General features: G+C 74.2%; 14 protein-coding genes. 1 reads left to right on the top strand and 13 read right to left on the bottom strand.

The annotated features are described in order from the left end of the window. Nucleotides 1-40: 40 nt before the first annotated feature. The 13 genes from OHA98_RS05525 to OHA98_RS05465 form a co-directional block, all read right to left on the bottom strand. A complete protein-coding gene (locus tag OHA98_RS05525; RefSeq protein WP_266922976.1) occupies nucleotides 41-2146 on the bottom strand; it encodes a serine/threonine-protein kinase in 2106 nt (701 codons plus the stop codon). Nucleotides 2147-2268: 122 nt separating this feature from the next. After that, the gene (locus tag OHA98_RS05520) at nucleotides 2269-4506 is read right to left on the bottom strand and encodes a serine/threonine-protein kinase (RefSeq protein ID WP_266922975.1); all 2238 of its coding nucleotides are present in this window, start codon (nucleotides 4504-4506) and stop codon (nucleotides 2269-2271) included. 6 nt (nucleotides 4507-4512) lie between these two features. Next, nucleotides 4513-5463, bottom strand: coding sequence for a serine/threonine protein kinase (locus OHA98_RS05515; RefSeq protein WP_266922974.1), 951 nt, complete (start codon nucleotides 5461-5463; stop codon nucleotides 4513-4515). Between the two features lie 176 nt (nucleotides 5464-5639). Then, nucleotides 5640-6173, bottom strand: a complete 534-nt coding sequence (gene tsaE / locus OHA98_RS05510) for a tRNA (adenosine(37)-N6)-threonylcarbamoyltransferase complex ATPase subunit type 1 TsaE (protein WP_266922973.1) — start codon at nucleotides 6171-6173, stop codon at nucleotides 5640-5642. Continuing rightward, on the bottom strand, nucleotides 6142-7383 hold the full coding sequence (locus OHA98_RS05505) for an alpha/beta fold hydrolase (protein WP_266922972.1): 1242 nt from the start codon (nucleotides 7381-7383) through the stop codon (nucleotides 6142-6144). The genes tsaE and OHA98_RS05505 overlap by 32 nt, the downstream gene beginning before the upstream one ends. A 12-nt stretch (nucleotides 7384-7395) precedes the next feature. Beyond that, nucleotides 7396-8571 (bottom strand): alanine racemase, encoded by a 1176-nt coding sequence (gene alr, locus OHA98_RS05500; protein WP_266922971.1) that lies wholly within the window; start codon nucleotides 8569-8571, stop codon nucleotides 7396-7398. A 220-nt stretch (nucleotides 8572-8791) separates the two neighbouring features. Continuing rightward, nucleotides 8792-9184, bottom strand: a complete 393-nt coding sequence (locus OHA98_RS05495) for a DUF488 domain-containing protein (protein ID WP_266922970.1) — start codon at nucleotides 9182-9184, stop codon at nucleotides 8792-8794. Nucleotides 9185-9345: 161 nt separating this feature from the next. Beyond that, on the bottom strand, nucleotides 9346-10794 hold the full coding sequence (locus OHA98_RS05490; protein WP_266922969.1) for an NAD(P)H-hydrate dehydratase: 1449 nt from the start codon (nucleotides 10792-10794) through the stop codon (nucleotides 9346-9348). Between the two features lie 4 nt (nucleotides 10795-10798). Next, a complete protein-coding gene (locus OHA98_RS05485; protein WP_266922968.1) occupies nucleotides 10799-11167 on the bottom strand; it encodes a holo-ACP synthase in 369 nt (122 codons plus the stop codon). A 66-nt stretch (nucleotides 11168-11233) separates the two neighbouring features. Next, nucleotides 11234-13081, bottom strand: coding sequence for a glutamine--fructose-6-phosphate transaminase (isomerizing) (glmS, locus tag OHA98_RS05480; protein ID WP_266922967.1), 1848 nt, complete (start codon nucleotides 13079-13081; stop codon nucleotides 11234-11236). A gap of 136 nt (nucleotides 13082-13217) precedes the next feature. Then, complete coding sequence (locus tag OHA98_RS05475; protein WP_266922966.1) at nucleotides 13218-14573, bottom strand: M14 family metallopeptidase; 1356 nt, start codon at nucleotides 14571-14573, stop codon at nucleotides 13218-13220. A gap of 224 nt (nucleotides 14574-14797) precedes the next feature. Beyond that, a complete protein-coding gene (locus tag OHA98_RS05470) occupies nucleotides 14798-16120 on the bottom strand; it encodes an RNA polymerase sigma factor (protein ID WP_266922965.1) in 1323 nt (440 codons plus the stop codon). A gap of 2 nt (nucleotides 16121-16122) precedes the next feature. Further along, the gene (locus OHA98_RS05465; protein WP_266922964.1) at nucleotides 16123-16473 is read right to left on the bottom strand and encodes a YciI family protein; all 351 of its coding nucleotides are present in this window, start codon (nucleotides 16471-16473) and stop codon (nucleotides 16123-16125) included. A gap of 275 nt (nucleotides 16474-16748) precedes the next feature. Here OHA98_RS05465 and OHA98_RS05460 point away from each other — a divergent pair, with 275 nt between their 5' ends. Further along, entirely contained in the window at nucleotides 16749-17978 is a 1230-nt protein-coding gene (locus tag OHA98_RS05460) for a cytochrome P450 (protein WP_266922963.1), read from the top strand. Nucleotides 17979-18028 lie beyond the last annotated feature (50 nt).

Genomic DNA, 18028 nt, shown 5'->3' with positions numbered 1-18028 from the left:
CGCGCAACAATTTACCGACGGCTTGTCGGAAAGGGTGCGCTCAGAAGACCGGCAGCGCGGTGAGCGACGCCCCGTCGAGCAGGAAGACCCGTCCGCCGTCGGCCGTGATCCAGTAGCGGTCGACGTTCCTGATCAGGCGGAACACCCATGGCTCCCGCTCAAGATCCAGATCCAGCACGTTGATGCCGCCGGCCTTCGCGTTGACGGCCACCGACCAGAAGCCGTGGCCCTGGACGAGGAGCGGGCTGGGCGGATCGCACTGGACCAGCCCCTCGTAGGTCCAGTCGGTGGGCTTTCCGTCGGCGATTCCCAGCCGCCGGGGGAATCCGGTGACGGCCGCGTACACATGCGTGCCGTGAAGGGTCGGCGGGCCCGAGGAGACCGGCACCCCCCGCACCTTCCCGAAGGTGTCCACGGCCCAGCGCTCCTCGCCGTCGCCGGCGTCCAGCGCCGCCAGACGGTTGCCGCTCACGACGACGGTGTCCCCCGAGACGGCGAGTCCGGGGCGGCCCGTGGACTGCCCGCGCCGGACCCACTCCCGGCGCCCGTCGCCGGTGGCGAACGCCGCCACGCCGCCGCCCCCGACGACGATCAGACGGCCCGGCGCGGTGGCACCGCGCGCCCCGGACCCGGCGGTGAGGGAGATCCCGGCCTCGGCGGTCCAGCGCACCTTCGCGTCGGACCGGCCGACGGCACGCACCCGGCCGTCCCCGGTGACCACGTACACCGCGTCGTCGTCGGCGGCCAGGACGGAGGAGACCTCCGCGTCCGCCGTCCACTTCGGTTCACCCGTCGAGGCGACGAACGTACGGAGCACGCCCTTCCGGTCGGCCGCGGCCACCAGCCTTCCGGAGAGCGACACATAGCGGCTGCCCGCCGTGACGCCGGGCGCCTTCCACTTCTCCGAACCGTCGACGACGCTCCGCGCCACGAGACCGCCGCCCTTCGCCCCGGCGACGATCACATCGCGTACCGGAAGGGGCGCCGGGGTCTTCGCGTCGACCGCCGTGGCGACGGTCCACAGCGGCTTCGGGGTCTCCCCGTTCACATAGTCGCCCCGCACCGTGGACAGGGCGCGCAGCTTCGGCGTCGGCACGGCGGGCGGTATGGCGAACGGGTCCCCGTCGCTCTCCCGTCCGCTCCACCACACCGCGCCGCCACCGGCCGCCGCCACCGCCCCGCCGACCGCCAGCGCGGTCAGCAGACGGCGGCGCGTCACCGGCCCCCCGGTGACGGTGGCGGCGGCGCCCCGGCCCGGCACGGTGGTGGTCAGCTCATGGAGGCTGCGCTCGCGCGCCGAGACGTCCTGTGCGAGCGGGCCCTGCCGCCAGACGCGGTCGGCGCCGCGCGGCGGGTCGAAGGCCCCGGCCAGCTGCTCCGGCACGGGCCGGTGCGCGGGGTCCTTGGCCAGACACGGCGCGATCAGGGGCCGCAGCACGGGAGGGACCCGGTCCAGCCGCGGTTCCCCGTGGACCACCTCGTACTGCACCGCCGCGACGTGCGCCCCCTCGTACGCGCGCTGCCCGCTCGCCGCGTACACGAGCACGGCGCCGAGCGAGAAGACGTCCGCCGCCGGACCCACGCGCCGGCCGAGCGCCTGCTCGGGGGCGCCGTATCCCGGTGTGACCGGGACCTGGCCGGTCACCGTCAGGGTGAACCCGTGCTCGGGGCGGGCGATGCCGAAGTCGATGATCCGGGGGCCCGCCGAGGTGAGGACGATGTTGGCGGGTTTCAGGTCGCGGTGGACGAGACCGGCGGCATGGATGTCCTGGAGCGCGCGGGCCAGCGCCACCGCCAGGACCCGGACCCCGGACTCGTCGAGCGGACCGTACGCGCGGACCGCCTCGTCCAGGTCCGGGCCGATGAGGAACTCGGTGGCGATCCAGGGGCGCCCGCCCTCGGTCCGGGTGTCCAGCACCCGGGCCACTCCCTCACCGGTGACGGCCTGCGCCATCCGGGCCTCGCGGACGAAGCGCTGCGCCAGATTCCGGTCGTGCGCCAGGTGGGAGTGCAGGACCTTCACGGCGGCGGCACGCCCCTGCCCGTCCTGTCCCACGTACACCTTGCCCATGCCGCCCTCCCCCAGCACGCCGCGCAGGTGGTACGGGCCGAGTCGGATCGGGTCGCCGGTTTCCAGGGGCTTCATGTTTCAGCGGTGCTTTCCGTGAGTGCGGTGACGGAGGGGGTGACGCGGTGCGGGGTACAGCGGTACGGGGCACGGCGGTACGGGGCCGCTCCGCGCCCGGAGGCGCGAGAGGGCCGGTGCGTTCAGCCCAGGGGGTACGCGGCCGCGTACGCGTCGCCGAGCGCGACGAGCGTGCCCGAGCCCTCGTGCGGGAAGTACCGGCCGACCGCGGCCTTGTAGGGGCGGGCCGAGACGCCGGTACGCGCGTCCGTGACGGTCAGCCCCGACGCGGACGCGCTGTAGACCCGGCCGCCGCTCACGGCGGGGGGCACGTCCAGGACGGTCCCGGTGTCGGCGCGGCCCTTCTCCGTCCAGCGCGGCTTCCCGTCACCGGCCCCGACCGCGACGACGCCCCGGTCCTGCTCCACCGCGTACACCACACCGCCCTCGACGGCCGGCGGGCTGTAGGCGGCCCCGGCACGCCCGCTCGCGTACCGCCACGCCTGGGCGCCGTCGGCCAGCCGGAGTGCGAGGAGTCCGCCGGATCCCGTGTAGACATGCTGGTCGTCGACCGCGAAGCGGGCCCGGGCGAAGGCGGGCCGGTCCCCGTCGAGCGGCCGGTTCCAGAGCTGCCGCCCGGTACGGGTGTCGCGGACGACCAGGCTGATCCCGCCCTTCGCGGACTGCTGGACGAGGACGAGATACCGGCCCCGGGCCTGTGCCGTCAGGAAGTGCAGCGGTTCGGACCCGTCCGGCCGCGCGGGCAGCGGCCGGGACCAGCGGGTCGCTCCCGTACGGCTGTCGAGCGCCAGCAGCGACCAGGTCTGGGCCTTGAGGAATCCGTCCGTCGAATAGGGTCCCCGGCCCCCGACCACGTACAGGGTGCCGTCCGCGACACAGAGCAGCTGGTTCTCGAAGAACCGTCCCCGCAGGCCGGGAAGCCGGGCGAAGGGTGTGGTGAGCTTCCCGTCGCCGAGCCCCACCGTGCCGATGGTCAGCGGGTCGGTCTCCTCGAAGGGGAACTCGATGGCGTAGATCTGTTCGCCGTCGCTGGTGACCTGGTGGAAGCGGTACGTGTCGAGGTCCGTCCACTGGGCCTTGCCGGTCTTCGGGTCCAGCGCCTGGAGCGTGCTGGCACTGTCGGCGACCACGACGAGCTTTTCCAGGAGGAGCGGAGCCGGTGGTACGCGGGGGCTGATCCCGTAGTCGGCCCGCACCTGCCAGAGCTGGTCCCAGGCGGGGCCCTTGGAGGGGGTCCGGCCGGCGGCGCCCTTCTCCGGGCCGTCGTCGTCGGCCCCCGTCAGATACCGGGCCCCCGCCGCCACCCCGGCCGCGCCGAGCAGTCCGGCACCTCCCAGGGCGAGCACCCGGCGGCGGGACATGCCGGACTTCGCCCCGTCCGCGGCCGTCCCGGCGAGCGCGGGACCGCGGCCGTGCTCGTGCCCGGGACCGGGGCCGTGCTCGTGCTCGTGTCCGGCGGGCGGTGGCAGGCGGTGGGGGGTGACGGCCCAGACCGCCGCCGCGCGACGGGCCATCTCCATGAGCAGGGCCTCGGGCAGCTGGTCGGCGAAGTGACCTGCGGGCGGGGCGAGTTCGGCCGCGAGCGCCGTGGTGGCGGGCCGGCCGGCCGGGTCCTTGCTCAGGCAGCGGGCCAGCACGGGAACCAGGGCCGCGGGCACGCCGGTGAGGTCGGGGGTGGTGTAACGGACCCGGTAGAGCAGGTCCGCGGGCAGACCGGAGCCGAAGGGACCGCGTCCGCTCGCGGCCCAGGTGAGCACCCCCGCGAGGGCGAACACATCACCGGCCGAGGTGTGTTCCTGGCCGGTGGCCTGTTCCGGGGACATGTACGCGGGCGTACCGGCGGCCGCTCCGGTACGGGTCAGCCGCTCGTCCCCGAGGGCGCGGGCGATGCCGAAGTCGATCACCTTGGGGCCGTCCGCCGTGAGCATGATGTTGGACGGCTTGAGGTCACGGTGGACGACGCCCGACAGGTGCAGCTGGGTCAGGGCCGCGCACAGCAGGGCGCCCAGGGCCCGTACCGCCGCTTCGGGCAGGGGCCCGGCGAGCCGCACCGCCTCGTCGAGCGGTGGGCCGAGGACGTACTCCGTTGCCAGCCAGGGGGTTTCGGCGGCGGGGTCGGCCTCGAAGACCCTGGCGCCGTGGACGGGTCCGATGACGCGGGCGGCCTCGGTCTCCAGCCGGAAGCGGGTACGGAAGGCGGGGTCGGACGCGATGCGGGCGTGCATCGTCTTCAGGGCCACGGTGCGCCCGCCGCCGGAGCGGGCCAGATAGACGGTGCCCATGCCGCCGCCGCCGAGCCGGGCGAGGGGGCGGTGGCCGCCGAGGGAGTGCGGGTCGTCGTGGGTGAGCGGAGAGAACATCGGCCGTCAGCCCCGGGCGGTAGGAACGGTGGTGGACAGGGGAAGCCCGGCCGCGAGGGCCGCGGCGGACTGCCGGACGAGCTCGGCGACGACCCGCGCGGGCAGCGGTACGGGGAAGGCGGCGTCGAGCACGGTGGCCTCGGGCGCCCCCGGCCCCGGCCCGGTACCCGCGCCTGTCCCCGGCCCCGGGAAGCCCGCGGCCCCCGCTCCCAGTCCGGCGGCGAGGCGTGCCGCGTCCGGGCGGGCGGCCGGGTCGCGGGCCAGACAGGCGGTGATCAACGGGCGCAGGGCGGCGGGCAGTTCCGCGCTCTCGGGCACCACATGACCGGTGCTCGCGTACGAGAGCACCGCTCCCAGCCCGTACACATCACCGAGGGGGCGCGGGCGGCCGCCCGTGAGCTGCTCCGGGGCGAGGCCGCCGGGCTCCGAAGCGGCCGGGCCCACGCGCGCCGTGCCGTCGGGCCCCGCCGCGCGCACCGCGCCGAATCCGGCCAGCCACGGCCCGTCCGCCGTGAGCAGGACGGCCGACGGGGACACCCCGGCATGGGTCACCCCCTGGGCGTGGGCCACCGCGAGGGCGTCCGCCAGGGCCGCCCCGAGGGCACGGACGAATCGTTCCGGCAGCGGTCCCCCGTGGGCCGCCAGCGCGGCGGGGAGGGGCAGGACGGGTGTGTAGGGCGCCGCGTACCAGGGGAGTCCGGCCGGGTCGTACGCCGCCTCCGCTACCGGGAGGAAGCGCGGTACGGACAGCCGGAGCGCCTGCCGCGCCTCCTCGGCCCACCGCGCCGGGTCGGCGTCGGGGCGCGGGACACAGACGAGGACGGTGCGGTCGCCGTCGGCCGCGCGGGCGAGATAGCGGCGGTCGGGGACGGGGCGGCCGCTGTCCCGGGCGTCCAGCGCGGCCAGCGGGACGTACGGCCCGATCCGGGCAGGGTCGTCCTGGCGTAGGTGTTCCATGCGATGTCCCCCGAGATCAGTGCCGAACGGGGTTCAGACTACTGAGCGGGCCCACGGCACCGGTCGGGCGCTCCCCTCCCCCGTCAGTACGCCGGGCCCGTACGCGCCCCGGCCCGTGCGCGCTCCGGCCCGGCCGCGCTCCGGCCGCCCGCCCGTACGCGCCCCGGCGCCCCGCTCTACGCCAGCTCCGCCCGCAGCCCCGCCCAGCGCGCCCCGATGCCCACCAGCGTCACCTCGCGCCGCTCGTCGTCCGTGTCGCCGACCGCCCGGTCGATGAACACCTGGAGCCGGTCCTCCGACAGGTCCTCGACCTTGCCGTCGCCCCACTCCACGACCACCACCGAATCCGGCAGCGATACATCGAGGTCCAGGTCCTCCATCTCGTCGAGCCCGCCGCCCAGGCGGTAGGCGTCGACGTGGACCAGCGCCGGACCCGTCCCCAGGGACGGGTGGACCCGGGCGATCACGAAGGTGGGGGACGTGACGGCGCCGCGCACCCCGAGGCCCTCGCCGAGCCCCCGGGTCAGTGTCGTCTTCCCGGCGCCCAGTTCGCCGGTGAGCATGACCAGGTCGCCGGGGGCCACGACACGGGCGAGGCGTCGGCCCAGCTCCCCCATCTGCTCGGGGGACTCGACGGCGATCCGTACCGTGACGGGAACCTCTGTGCCCGGGGACGTCTCAGCGGCCGGGCTGTTGTGCGGTGCTTCCATGTTCGCCAACGTTAGCCGCAGGCACCGCCCCGATCCGTACCAGCAGGTCGGCGAGACGGTCGGTGACGGTCTCCGGGTGCTCCAGCATCACCAGGTGCCCCGCGTCCGGCACGATCACCAGCTCGGCGTCCGGCAGCACGTCCGCGATGGCCTCGCTGTGCGAACTGGGCGTGACCAGGTCCTTGTCGCCCGCCAGGATCAGCACCGGGAGGTCGCGGAAGGCGGGCAGCGCCCCGCTCTTGTCGTGTTCGGTGAAGGCGGGATAGAACTCGGCGACCACATCGATCGGGGTGGACTCGATCAGCCGCTCGGCGAACCGCGACACCGCCGGGTCCACGTCGCGCGATCCGAACGAGTACCGCTTGATCAGCCCCGCGAAGAGGTCGGCCGTCGCCCGCCGCCCCCGCTCCACCAGCTCCGCCTGCGAGCCGAGCGCCTTCAGCACCCCGGGCAGCACCCGGCGCACCGCGTTCACACCCGCCACCGGCAGCCCGAAGCTCACCTCGCCGAGCTTCCCGCTCGATGTGCCGACGAACGCGACGGCGGCCACCCGGTCCCGGATCAGCGCCGGGTACTGGTCGGCGAGCGCCATCATCGTCATGCCGCCCATCGAATGCCCGACCAGGACGAGCCGGCCCTCGGGAGCCGCCGCGTCGATGACCGCCTTCAGATCGCGGCCGAGCTGGTCGATGCCGACCGGTACGCCGTCGGCCTGGGCCCGGCCGCGCTCCGACCGGCCGTGGCTGCGCTGGTCCCAGTGGACCGTGCGCACCAGGCCGCGCAGCGCCGCCCGCTGGAAGTGCCAGGAGTCCTGGCTGAGGCAGTAGCCGTGGCTGAAGACGACGGTGACCGGTACGGGAGCCTTCCGCCCGAAGAGCCGTCGCCGCCGCGAGCCGGCGCCGCCCTCGCCCGCCGCCTCCGCCGGGGCGGGGGGCTCGGTCTCGTCGACCTCGTAGTACAGCTCGGTCCCGTCGTCCGCGAGCGCCCGCCCCGGCATGCCGCGCAGCGAGCCGTAGGGGCCGGTGGCGTCCAGCGCGAGGCGGGCCTTCTTCCGCATGCCCCGGCCCACGGTGAGCCGCTCGACCGCGACCCCGGCCGCCGCGCCCGCCGCGATGACTCCTATCGCGGCGCCCGCGATGCCCGCCCGGCGCCAGCCTGCCGCCGCGGCGGCCGTCGCCGCCGCCACGTCCCCCGCGCTGCTCTCGCTCACCGTGCCGCGCTCCTAGTCGTTGTCGGTCGGGATCTCGTGCGGCTCGTCCTGCTCGTTCACGTACACCCGGGGCACCCGGGCCGCGATCCGGGTGACGATCTCGTACGCGATGGTGCCGGCGGCCACCGCCCAGTCCTCGGCGGTCGGCTCGCCCCGGTCGCCGGGGCCGAACAGTACGGCGTCCGCGCCGGGTTCCGGCCGGTCGCCCGCGAGGTCGACGACGAACTGGTCCATGGCCACACGGCCCGCGATCGTGCGCACCCGGCCGTCGACGAGGACCGGTCCGCGCCCCGAGGCATGGCGCGGGATGCCGTCCGCGTAGCCGAGGGGGATCAGGCCGAGGGTCGTTTCGGCGGAGGTCGTGTAGTGGTGCCCGTAGCTGATGCCGTGCCCGGCCGGGACCTCCTTGACCAGGGCGAGGGACGCGGCGAGCGTCATCACGGGGCGCAGCCCGAAATCGGCGGGCGTGCCCAGCTCGGGGCTGGGCGAGATGCCGTAGATCGCGACCCCGGTCCGGACAAGGTCGAAGTGCGCCTCGGGGAGGGTCAGCGTCGCCGGGGAGTTGGCCATGTGCCGCACCTCCGGCTCGACGCCCTCCTTCTCCGCGTACGCCACCATGTCGCGGAACACGCCGAGCTGGGCGGCGATCGAGGGGTGGCCCGGTTCGTCGGCGCAGGCGAAGTGGGACCAGAGACCGGTGATCCGGACCCGGCCGGCCTTCTCGGCGGCGCGGGCCTCGGCGACCAGGCGGGACCAGTCGGCGGGCTGGCAGCCGTTGCGGCCGAGGCCGGTGTCGGCCTTGAGCTGGACACGGGCCGGGCGGCCGGCCGCCTCCGCCGCGGCGACGGCCTCGCGCAGCGCCCACATCCCGCTGACCGACACATCGATGCCGGCCTCGATCGCCTCGCGCCAGGGGCCGCCGGGTGTCCACAGCCAGCACATGAGCGGGCCGTCGAGCCCGGCCGCGCGCAGGGCCAGGGCCTCCTGCGGGGTGGCGGTGCCGAGCCAGGTCGCGCCCGCCTCCTGCGCCGCCCTGGCGCAGGGCACCGCGCCGTGCCCGTAGGCGTCGGCCTTCACCACGGCCATGAGCTGCGCTCCGCCCGCCCGCGTGCGCAGGGCGCGCACGTTCGCGCGCAGGGCGGCGAGGTCGATCTCGGCACGGGCTCTCAGGGGCGCTGTCTCGTTCATCGCGCCCAGTCTCTCAGAGGCGTGGGGCGGCATCCCGTCACTGTCCGCACCCCCGCCCGGCCAACCGTCTCCCGGTCATCCGTTCGACCACCCGTCCCGCCGCCGCGCGCAAAAGCCCGTAGAAGCCCCTGCCGCGGGAGCCCGTCAGGGGCCCTGCCACGCGGCCGTCGGGGGCCTGCGAGGGGGGCCGTCGGGGGCCTGCCAGGGGGCTTTCGTGGCGTCAGCGGCGTTTCAGCTCGTGCTCCAGATGGTCGACCAGGACCGGGACATGGCTGCCGGAGACGTCCTTCACAGCCGTGATCAGTGTCACCGGTCCGCCCCCGCGCACCAGGGCGACCAGCCGGTCGACGGCCTCGGTGTGGGCCGGGTCGCCCAGCTCGGTGCGGTAGCGGTCGACGAAGCCGTCGTACCGCGCGCCGGAGCGGTCCTGGTGGTACCAGGAGCGGAGTTCGTCGGACGGGGTGATGTCCTTCAGCCACACGTCGATCGCGGCCCGCTCCTTGGACCGGCCCCGTGGCCAGAGCCGGTCGACGAGCACGCGGGTGCCGTCACCGTCCTCCGGCGGGTCGTAGACCCTGCGTACCCGTACGGAATCCGTGCCCGGACCGCTCACCGCACCGACCGCCTCTCTCGCCCGCTCACGCTCACGCCCCGGTCTCCACCCTGGCCCGGCCTCCCCCGTCCCGCAGCCCGGAGCCCGCAGCACGGAGCACGGAGCACGGAGCACGGAGCCCGGGGCAGGCCGCCCGCGGCCCGGAACCCGCGGGGCCGTTCTCACCCGGCCCGTACGTCGCGCCAGGCGGCCGGGACGCGGTCGGCGACGTCCTGTGCGGCGACCGGTGCGCCGTCCGAGCCGTGCCGGGCCGCGAGGCCGTGCAGATAGGCGCCCACCGACGCGGCGTCGCGCGGGGCGAGCCCGGCGGCCAGCAGGGACCCGGTCAGCCCGGACAGCACGTCCCCGCTGCCCGCGGTGGCGAGCCAGGACGTGCCGGTCGGGTTGACCCGTACGGGTGTGTCGCGGGCCTCGGCGACCAGGGTCGTCGACCCCTTGAGCAGGACCGTGGCGCGGTAGCGGGCGGCCAGCTCCCGTACGGCGGCGAGCCGGCCCGCCTCGACCTCCTCGCGCGGTACGCCGAGCAGCGCGGCGGCCTCCCCGGCGTGCGGGGTGAGCACGGTGGCGGCGCCGCGCGTCCGGACGGCGTCGGCGTCCATCAGCCGCAGCCCGTCCGCGTCGACGAGCACCGGCACGTCCGAGGCCAGCACATCGGCGACCGCCGCCCCGGCCGCCGTACCGTCACCGAGCCCCGGCCCCACCACCCAGGCCTGCACCCGCCCGGCCCTCGACGGCGGCCCGGCGTGCACCAGCGCCTCCGGGTAGCGGGCGATCACCGCGTCCCCGCCGGGGCCGACGTACCGCACCGCCCCGGCGCCGCCCCGCAGCGCGCCCGCGACCGCGAGCACCGCCGCGCCCGGGTAGCGCTCCGACCCGGCGACGACGCCGACGACCCCGCGCCGGTACTTGTCGCTCTCCGCGTCCGGGACCGGCAGCAGCGCCGCCACGTCCGCGTACTGCAGCGCCTCCAGGTCCGGCGGCTCGGGCAGTTCGGGCCCCAGGCCGATGTCGACGAGCCGCAGGGCGCCCGCCCGTTCGGCGGCCGGGTCGATGAGCAGCCCCGGTTTGTACGTGCCGAAGGTGACCGTCGCGTCCGCCCGCACGGCCGTCCCGTGGATCTCCCCGCTGTCGGCCTCCACCCCGCTGGGCAGGTCCACCGCGAGGACCGGGGCCCGTGACCCGGACAGCGCCCGCAGCAGCGCGGCGGCCTCCGGGCGCAGCCCGCCGCGTCCGCCGATCCCGGTGATGCCGTCCACGATCAGATCGACGGCGCCGAGCCCGTCCGGGCTGTCGAGCACATGCCCGCCGGCCGCCTCCAGCGCGGCGAGCCCGGCGGCGTGGACCTTGTCGGGCGAGGTCAGCAGGGCCCGTACCCCCGCGCCCCGCCGGGCCAGCCGGGCCCCCGCGTACAGCGCGTCGCCGCCGTTGTCGCCGCTGCCGACGAGGAGCAGGACCCGGGAGCCGTACACCCGCCCGTTGCGCCGGAGCAGATCGCCGCAGGCCACGGCGAGCCCGGCGGCGGCCCGCTGCATCAGGGCGCCCTCCGGCAGCCGTGAGATGAGTGCCGCCTCGGCGGCCCGTACGGTCTCCACGCTGTACGCACGTCGCATACGGTCAACCCTCCGCGATCACCACGGCCGACGCCACCCCCGCGTCATGGCTGAGGGAGACGTGCCAGCTCCGTACGCCGAGTGCGGCGGCGCGCGCCGCGACCGAGCCGCTCACCCGCAGCCGGGGCTGCCCGCTGTCCTCGACCCAGACCTCCGCGTCGGTCCAGAGCAGCCCGGCGGGCGCGCCGAGCGCCTTCGCCAGGGCCTCCTTGGCCGCGAACCTGGCGGCCAGCGACGCGACACCGCGCCGCTCCCCGCTGGGCAGTGTCAACTCCCGTTCCACGAACAGCCGCTGGGCCATCTGGGGCGTACGCTCCAGCGCGGCGCCGAAGCGCTCGATCTCGGCCACGTCGATCCCCACCCCGATGATCACGAACTCACCCTCGCCTTTCCCCTGGTCATGCTTCTCGCCACTCCCGTCCCACTCCGCTCACTCCACTCACTCCACGGTGACGGACTTCGCCAGATTGCGCGGCTGGTCCACCTCGTTGCCGCGGGCCGTCGCGAGTTCGCAGGCGAAGACCTGCAAGGGCACGGTGGAGACCAGCGGCTGAAGCAGCGTAGGCGTAACGGGGACGGTGATGAGGTGGTCGGCGTACGGGGCGACGGCCTCGTCGCCCTCCTCGGCGATGACGATGGTGCGGGCGCCGCGCGCCCTGATCTCCTGGATGTTCGACACGATCTTGTCGTGGAGCAGGGAACGGCCGCGTGGTGAGGGCACGATCACGACGACCGGCAGATCCTTCTCGATGAGCGCGATCGGCCCGTGCTTGAGCTCACCGGCGGCGAAGCCCTCGGCGTGCATGTAGGCGAGTTCCTTGAGCTTCAGCGCACCTTCGAGAGCGACCGGGTAGCCGACGTGGCGCCCGAGGAACAGCACGGTGTTCTTGTCGGCGACGGACCGGGCCAGTTCGCGTACGGGCTCCATGGTCGCGAGGACCCGCTCGACCTGTCCGGAGACCGCGGCGAGCTGGCGTACGACGGTCCGGATCTCGTCGCCCCACTTCGTCCCGCGCACCTGCCCGAGGTAGAGGGCGACGAGGTAGCAGGCCACCAGCTGGGTGAGGAAGGCCTTGGTGGAGGCGACGGCGACTTCGGGCCCGGCGTGCGTGTAGAGGACGGCGTCGGACTCCCGGGGGATGGTCGAGCCGTTCGTGTTGCAGATGGCGAGGACCTTCGCGCCCTGTTCGCGGGCGTGCCGCAGGGCCATGAGCGTGTCCATGGTCTCGCCGGACTGCGAGATGGCGATGACGAGGGTGCGGTGGTCGAGGATCGGGTCGCGGTAGCGGAACTCGCTGGCGAGTTCGGTCTCGCAGGGCAGCCGGGTCCAGTGCTCGATGGCGTACTTCGCGATCATCCCGGCGTGGAAGGCGGTCCCGCAGGCCACGACGACGACCTTGTCGATCTCCCGGAGCACACCGGGCGCGATGCGCACCTCGTCCAGCAGCAGGAAGCCCTCCTGGTCGGTCCGTCCCAGCAGGGTGTCCGCGACCGCCTTGGGCTGCTCGGCGATCTCCTTGAGCATGAAGTAGTCGTAGCCGCCCTTCTCGGCGGCGGAGGCGTCCCAGTCCACGTGGTACTCGCGCACCTCGGCGGTCCGCCCGTCGAACCCGGTGACGACGACGCCCGCCCGGCTCAGCTCCACGACCTGGTCCTGCCCCAGCTCGACCGCCGCCCGGGTGTGCGCGATGAAGGCGGCGACATCGGAGGCGAGGAACCACTCGTCCTCCCCCACGCCCACGACGAGCGGTGAGTTCCGCCGGGCGCCGACCACCACGTCGGGCTGATCGGCGTGTACGGCGACGAGGGTGAAGGCCCCCTCCAGCCGCCGGCACACCTGGCGCATGGCCTCCGCCAGTTCCCCGCAGCCGGAGAACGCCTCGGCCAGCAGATGGGCGACCACCTCGGTATCGGTCTCCGAGCCCAGCGCGTGCCCGCGCCCGGCGAGCTCGCGCCGGAGCGCGGCGAAGTTCTCGATGATCCCGTTGTGCACGACGGCGACCCGGCCCGCGTTGTCCAGATGGGGGTGCGCGTTGGCATCGTTGGGCGCCCCGTGCGTGGCCCACCGGGTGTGCCCGATGCCGGTGTTCCCGGCCGGAAGGGGCCGGTCCTTCAGCTCCTTCTCCAGATTGACGAGCTTGCCCGCCCTCTTCGCGGCGGCCAGCCCGCCGTCCGCGAGAACGGCGACACCCGCCGAGTCGTAGCCCCGGTATTCGAGGCGCTTGAGACCTGCGACGACGACATCCTGCGCCGACTGCCTACCGACGTAACCCACGATTCCGCACATATCGGCACCCTAAGGCCGCAGCCTCGTCGTGGGCGGGGGAGCGCGCGGGACGTATCAGCCACCTTCGGGCGCACCGGTTCCGTACCTCTCCAATGCGCCCCGGATGCGCCGCACGCCCCGCGCGCGCCCGCGGCCGTCAGGCGCAGTACTGCGCCTCCTTGCCGATCGACCGGTACATGCAGTCGGCGTTCTCGATCAGCTGGAGCACCGCGTCACGGTTGCGCGAGGTCTCCCGCTCGATCACCTCGTCGGGCGGGTAGAAACCGCCGCCGGACGCGGACCCGGGATACATCTCGAAGGTGTACCCGAAGATCTTCTGCGAGCCCCACAGCCAGTCGTCGATCGATCCGTCGGTGATGTAGAGGTCGCTGGACTGCTCGGCGGTGTAGCCGTTGCTCGCGCCCATCTTCTGGCCGACGGCGGCGAACGCGTTGCGGTCGTCGGCGCTCATGCCGGTGGCGGTGTCGCTGTACGTGTAGCCGAACGGCCACAGCACCAGCTGGCTGTAGGTGTGGAAGTCGATGCCCGCCGTGATCTGCTGCTTCCCGCCGACCACCCGGCCGCGGACGAAGTCGGCGACGACCTTCGTCTCGGGCGCGGACTCGGCCGCGGCACCGCGGTAGGTCTCCGAGGAGGTGCTGGAGGACGAGCCGCCGCAGCAGCCCCACTTGAAGGCCCAGTTGCGGTTGAGGTCCGTTCCCACGGCCGTGGAACCGGAGTTGGGCTGCCGGTTCTTGCGCCAGCTGCGGTACGAGCCCGACGCGATGTCGTACTCCCCGCCGTCGGGGTTCACGTCCGGCACGATCCACAGCTCGCGGCCGTTGACCGCCTGGGTGATGCGGGAGTCGGTGCCGTAGTCCTCACCGAGCTCACGGAGCAGGTAGAGCGCCATCTCGACGGTCAGGTGCTCGCGGGCGTGCTGATGGGCGGTGAAGAGGACCTCGGGCTCGGCCTCGTCCGTGCCGACGTTGTCGCTGACCTTGACCGCGACGATGTCCCGGCCCTGGTAGGTCTTGCCGATCACCCGCTTGCTCATGATCGAGGGGTACGCGGCGATACGCGCGTCGATCTCCGCGCTCATCTCGGCGTAGTTGTGGTAACCGGAGTCGGACGGCGGAAAGTCGAGCACTCCGGCGCCGCCCGCCGCGACGGGTTCGGCCTCCGGCGCGGGAAGAGCCTCCAGGACATGGCCGCGCGCCCGGAGCTTCCTGGCCTGGGCGGCGTCCGCGGTGATCACGATGCCGTGGTCGTGCACCTCGTCGACCGAGACCCCGGCGCGGGCGATCTCGGTGCGGGTGACGGCGGTGGTGCGCCCCGTGATCTCGTACTGCGAGGTCTGCTCGTCCGCCGCGACGACCGCGCCCCGCGCCGAGGTGTCGGCACTGGCGACGGCGGAGACGGGAGCGGCGAGGCCCAGGGCGAGCAGGACGGCGATGGTGGCGTTCCGTCTGGTTTTCGTCGGTCGGGTTTTCCGTGCGCTGACGAGTCGCATGCTGGCAGTCTCCTGAGTCCGTGAGTGGGGGATGGACCTGTGCGACGCACATATGGTCGTGTCATGACATGCCCGGGTCAAGAGGATGCTTCCGGCCAAGGCCGGTCCTGATACCCGCACATCCCCGGGCGCTCCCCCGACGCTCCCCCGGGCGCTCCCCCGGCACGCCGGGCTAGGGCGTGTGCCGAAAGTCCCGCCTGGCTCGCGACGCCCGGCACGCCGGGCTAGGAGCCGGGTCGCACGCCGGGCGCTCCCCCGCCCCGCTCGGCCTCCGCGAGCCGCCGGCGCAGCGCTGCCTTCTCCGGTGCGGTGCCCGGGAGTTCGAGCGCTTCCCGGTACGCGGCGGCCGCCTCGCCGAAGCGCTCCAGGCGGCGCAGCAGATCGCCCCGCGCGGCCGGGTACGGCGGGTACGCGCGCAGCCTCGGCTCCCCGGCGAGCGCGTCGAGCAGCGCGAGACCCGCCTCCGGGCCGTCCCGCATCGCCACCGCCACGGCCCGGTTCAGGGCGACCACCGGGGACGGGGCGAGGGCGAGCAGCACGTCGTACAGCGCCACGATCTGCGGCCAGTCCGTGCGCGCGACGTCCGGCGCCTCGTCGTGCAGCGCGGCCACAGCGGCCTGCACCCCGTACGGCCCGGCCGGTCCGCCGGTCAGCGCGTCGACCACCAGACCGCGCCCCTCCTCGATCATGGCCCGGTCCCAGCGCCCCCGGTCCTGCTCGTCGAGGAGCACCGGCTCACCGTCCGCCCCGCTGCGGGCGTCGCGCCGGGCGTGGACGAGCAGCATCAGGGCGAGGAGCCCGGCGGTCTCCCGTTCGGCGGGCAGCAGCCGGCGCAGGATCCGGGCCAGCCGGATCGCCTCGTCGGCCAGATCCGGCCGCTGGAGACTCGGTCCGGAGCTGGCGGCGTACCCCTCGGTGAAGATCGAGTAGAGGGCCTGGAGCACTCCGGGCAGCCGTTCGGGCAGTTCGTCGGCGCCGGGCACCCGGAACGGGATACGGGCCTCGCGGATCTTCTTCTTCGCCCGCACGATCCGCTGGGCCATGGTGACGGTCGGCACCAGGAAGGCCCGCGCCACCTCGGGTGTGGTGAGTCCGGCCAGACAGCGCAGGACGAGCGCGGTCCTGTCCTCGGCGGCGAGCGCCGGGTGGGCGCAGGTGAAGAAGAGCTGGAGCCGTTCGTCGGGCAGCTCGCCCGCGGCACCGGCGGGCGGTGCGGCGTACACGCGTTCCGTCTCCGCCCGCTCCGCGTCGGCGCGCAGGACGGCGAGCCTGGCCGCGTACGTCCGGTCCCGCCGCAGCCGGTCCACGGCCTTGCGCCGGGCCGTCGTCAGCAGCCAGGCCCCGGGACGGGCCGGGACCCCCTCGGCCGGCCAGTGCAGCAGCGCCGCCTCGATGGCCTCCGACGTCACCTCCTCGGCCAGGTCCAGGTCCCCGAACCGGCGGACGAGGGAGGCCAGCAGCAGACCGCGCTCCTCCCGGAACACCGCCTCGACCGAGGCCCGCGCCCCGGCCTCCCCCGCACCGGCCCCGGCTCCCCCGCCCGTCACCGTCAGGCCCCGAAGTCGGCCACGGGCCGCACGACGACGGCACCGCTGCCGCGCGCCCCGGGGCAGCGGGCCGCCCAGTCGAGCGCGGTGTCGAGGTCGGGCACGTCGATGACGAGGAACCCGCCCAGCACCTCACGTGTCTCGGCGAACGGCCCGTCCGTCACGGTCCGCTCCCCCGTCGGCCCGACCCGGACGGTCGTGGCGGTGACCAGGTCGGCCAGCGACTCCCCGGAGACGAGGATGCCCGCGTCGCGCACGGACCTGTCGTAGTCCGTCCAGTCCTCGACGGTGCAGTCGGCCGCGCCTCCGTTCTCGTCGATCGCCCCGCTGTGGATCAGCAGCATGTACTTCATGGTCCTGGCTCCTGTCGTGTCCTGCCATATACCGTCGCACCCCGCTGTGGGGTGCCTTTCACCATGACGACGAACGGGACCGGGACCGATCGACACGCCGCGGGAATTTTCTGCCGCCGGGTTCCCGGTGATCGTCCCCGGTCCGGGCGGTGGAGGCCCGGAGCGGGCCGCGCCGGGCGGGCAGCCGGGTGCCGGCGATCTCCGCACGGGAGGAGATGAGCGGGCCGCGGCACGCTCCCTAGTGTTCGAGGCCTCTACTTCCAGGAGGCATTCCGATGGCGACCGCTTGCCCCTTCGCACTCGACCGCAACGGCACGGACCTGCACGCCGAGAACGCGCGCCTACGATCGCAGGGGCCGGTGGCCGCGGTGGCGCTCCCCGGTGGGGTCACCGGCTGGAGCGTGGTGGACCACGCCCTGGCGAAGCAGGTGCTCAACGACGCGCGGTTCGTGAAGAATCCGCAGCGCTGGCCGGCCTTCGCCTCCGGTGAGATCCCAGCGAACTGGCCGCTGATCAGCTGGGTCGTGATGGACAACATGACCACCCATGACGGTGATGACCACAACCGTCTGCGCAAGCTGATCTCGCAGGCGTTCACCCCGCGCCGGGTCGACGAGACCCGGCCGCTGGTCGAGAAGATCACCACGGAACTCATCGAGGACCTGGCGGACGTGCCGCCCGGGGAGGTCATCGACCTGAAGGGCCGCTTCGCCTACGCCCTGCCCGCCGCCGTGATCTGCGACCTGTTCGGTGTTCCGGCCGAGTCCCGCGCCGAGGTGCTGCGCGGGGGCGAGGTGACCACCAGCACGTCCCTCACGGAGGAGGAGGCGGCGGCCAACGTGGCGCATTGGCACCAGGCGCTGGGCGACCTCGTCGACGCGAAGCGCGGGGCGCCGGCGGACGACCTGACCAGCGTGCTGATAGACGCGGCGTACGAAGGGCAGCGGCTGACCCACGAGGAGCTGGTCGGCACCCTGTTCCTGATGCTCGGCGCGGGCTCCGAGACGGTGATGAACCTCCTGTGCCACGCGGTCCGCAATCTGCTGGCCCACCCCGACCAGCTGGCGATGGCGATGAGCGGCGAGGTCTCCTGGGACCAGGTCACCGAGGAGGCCCTGCGGGTGCAGTCGCCGATCAACCAGCTGCCGTTCCGGTTCGCGACCGAGGACATCGAGATCGGCGGGGTGACGATCCGCGAGGGCGACCCGGTCCTCATGGGCTTCGCCGCGGCGGGCCGCGATCCGAAGCTGCACGGCGAGGACGCGGACCGCTTCGACGTCACCCGTACCAACAAGGCGCACCTCGCGTTCGGCCACGGAGCGCACTTCTGCATCGGCGCGCCGCTGGCCCGGATGGAGGTCGCGATCGCGCTGCCCGCACTGTTCGAACGGTTCCCCGATCTGGAGATCGCGGTGCCGGACGACGAGCTGGTGCCGCTGGCGTCCTTCATCATGAACGGCCCCCACACGCTGCCGGTACGTCTGACGCGGCCGCGGAGCGCCTGACGACGGGCTACGGGCTACGGGCTACGGGCTACGGGCTACGGGCTACGGGC

It is taken from the genome of Streptomyces sp. NBC_00654 (genome assembly GCF_026341775.1).
GTDB lineage: Bacteria > Actinomycetota > Actinomycetes > Streptomycetales > Streptomycetaceae > Streptomyces.
Note: the sequence above shows the minus strand (reverse complement) of the source record. Positions and strands in the feature narration are given on the sequence as shown.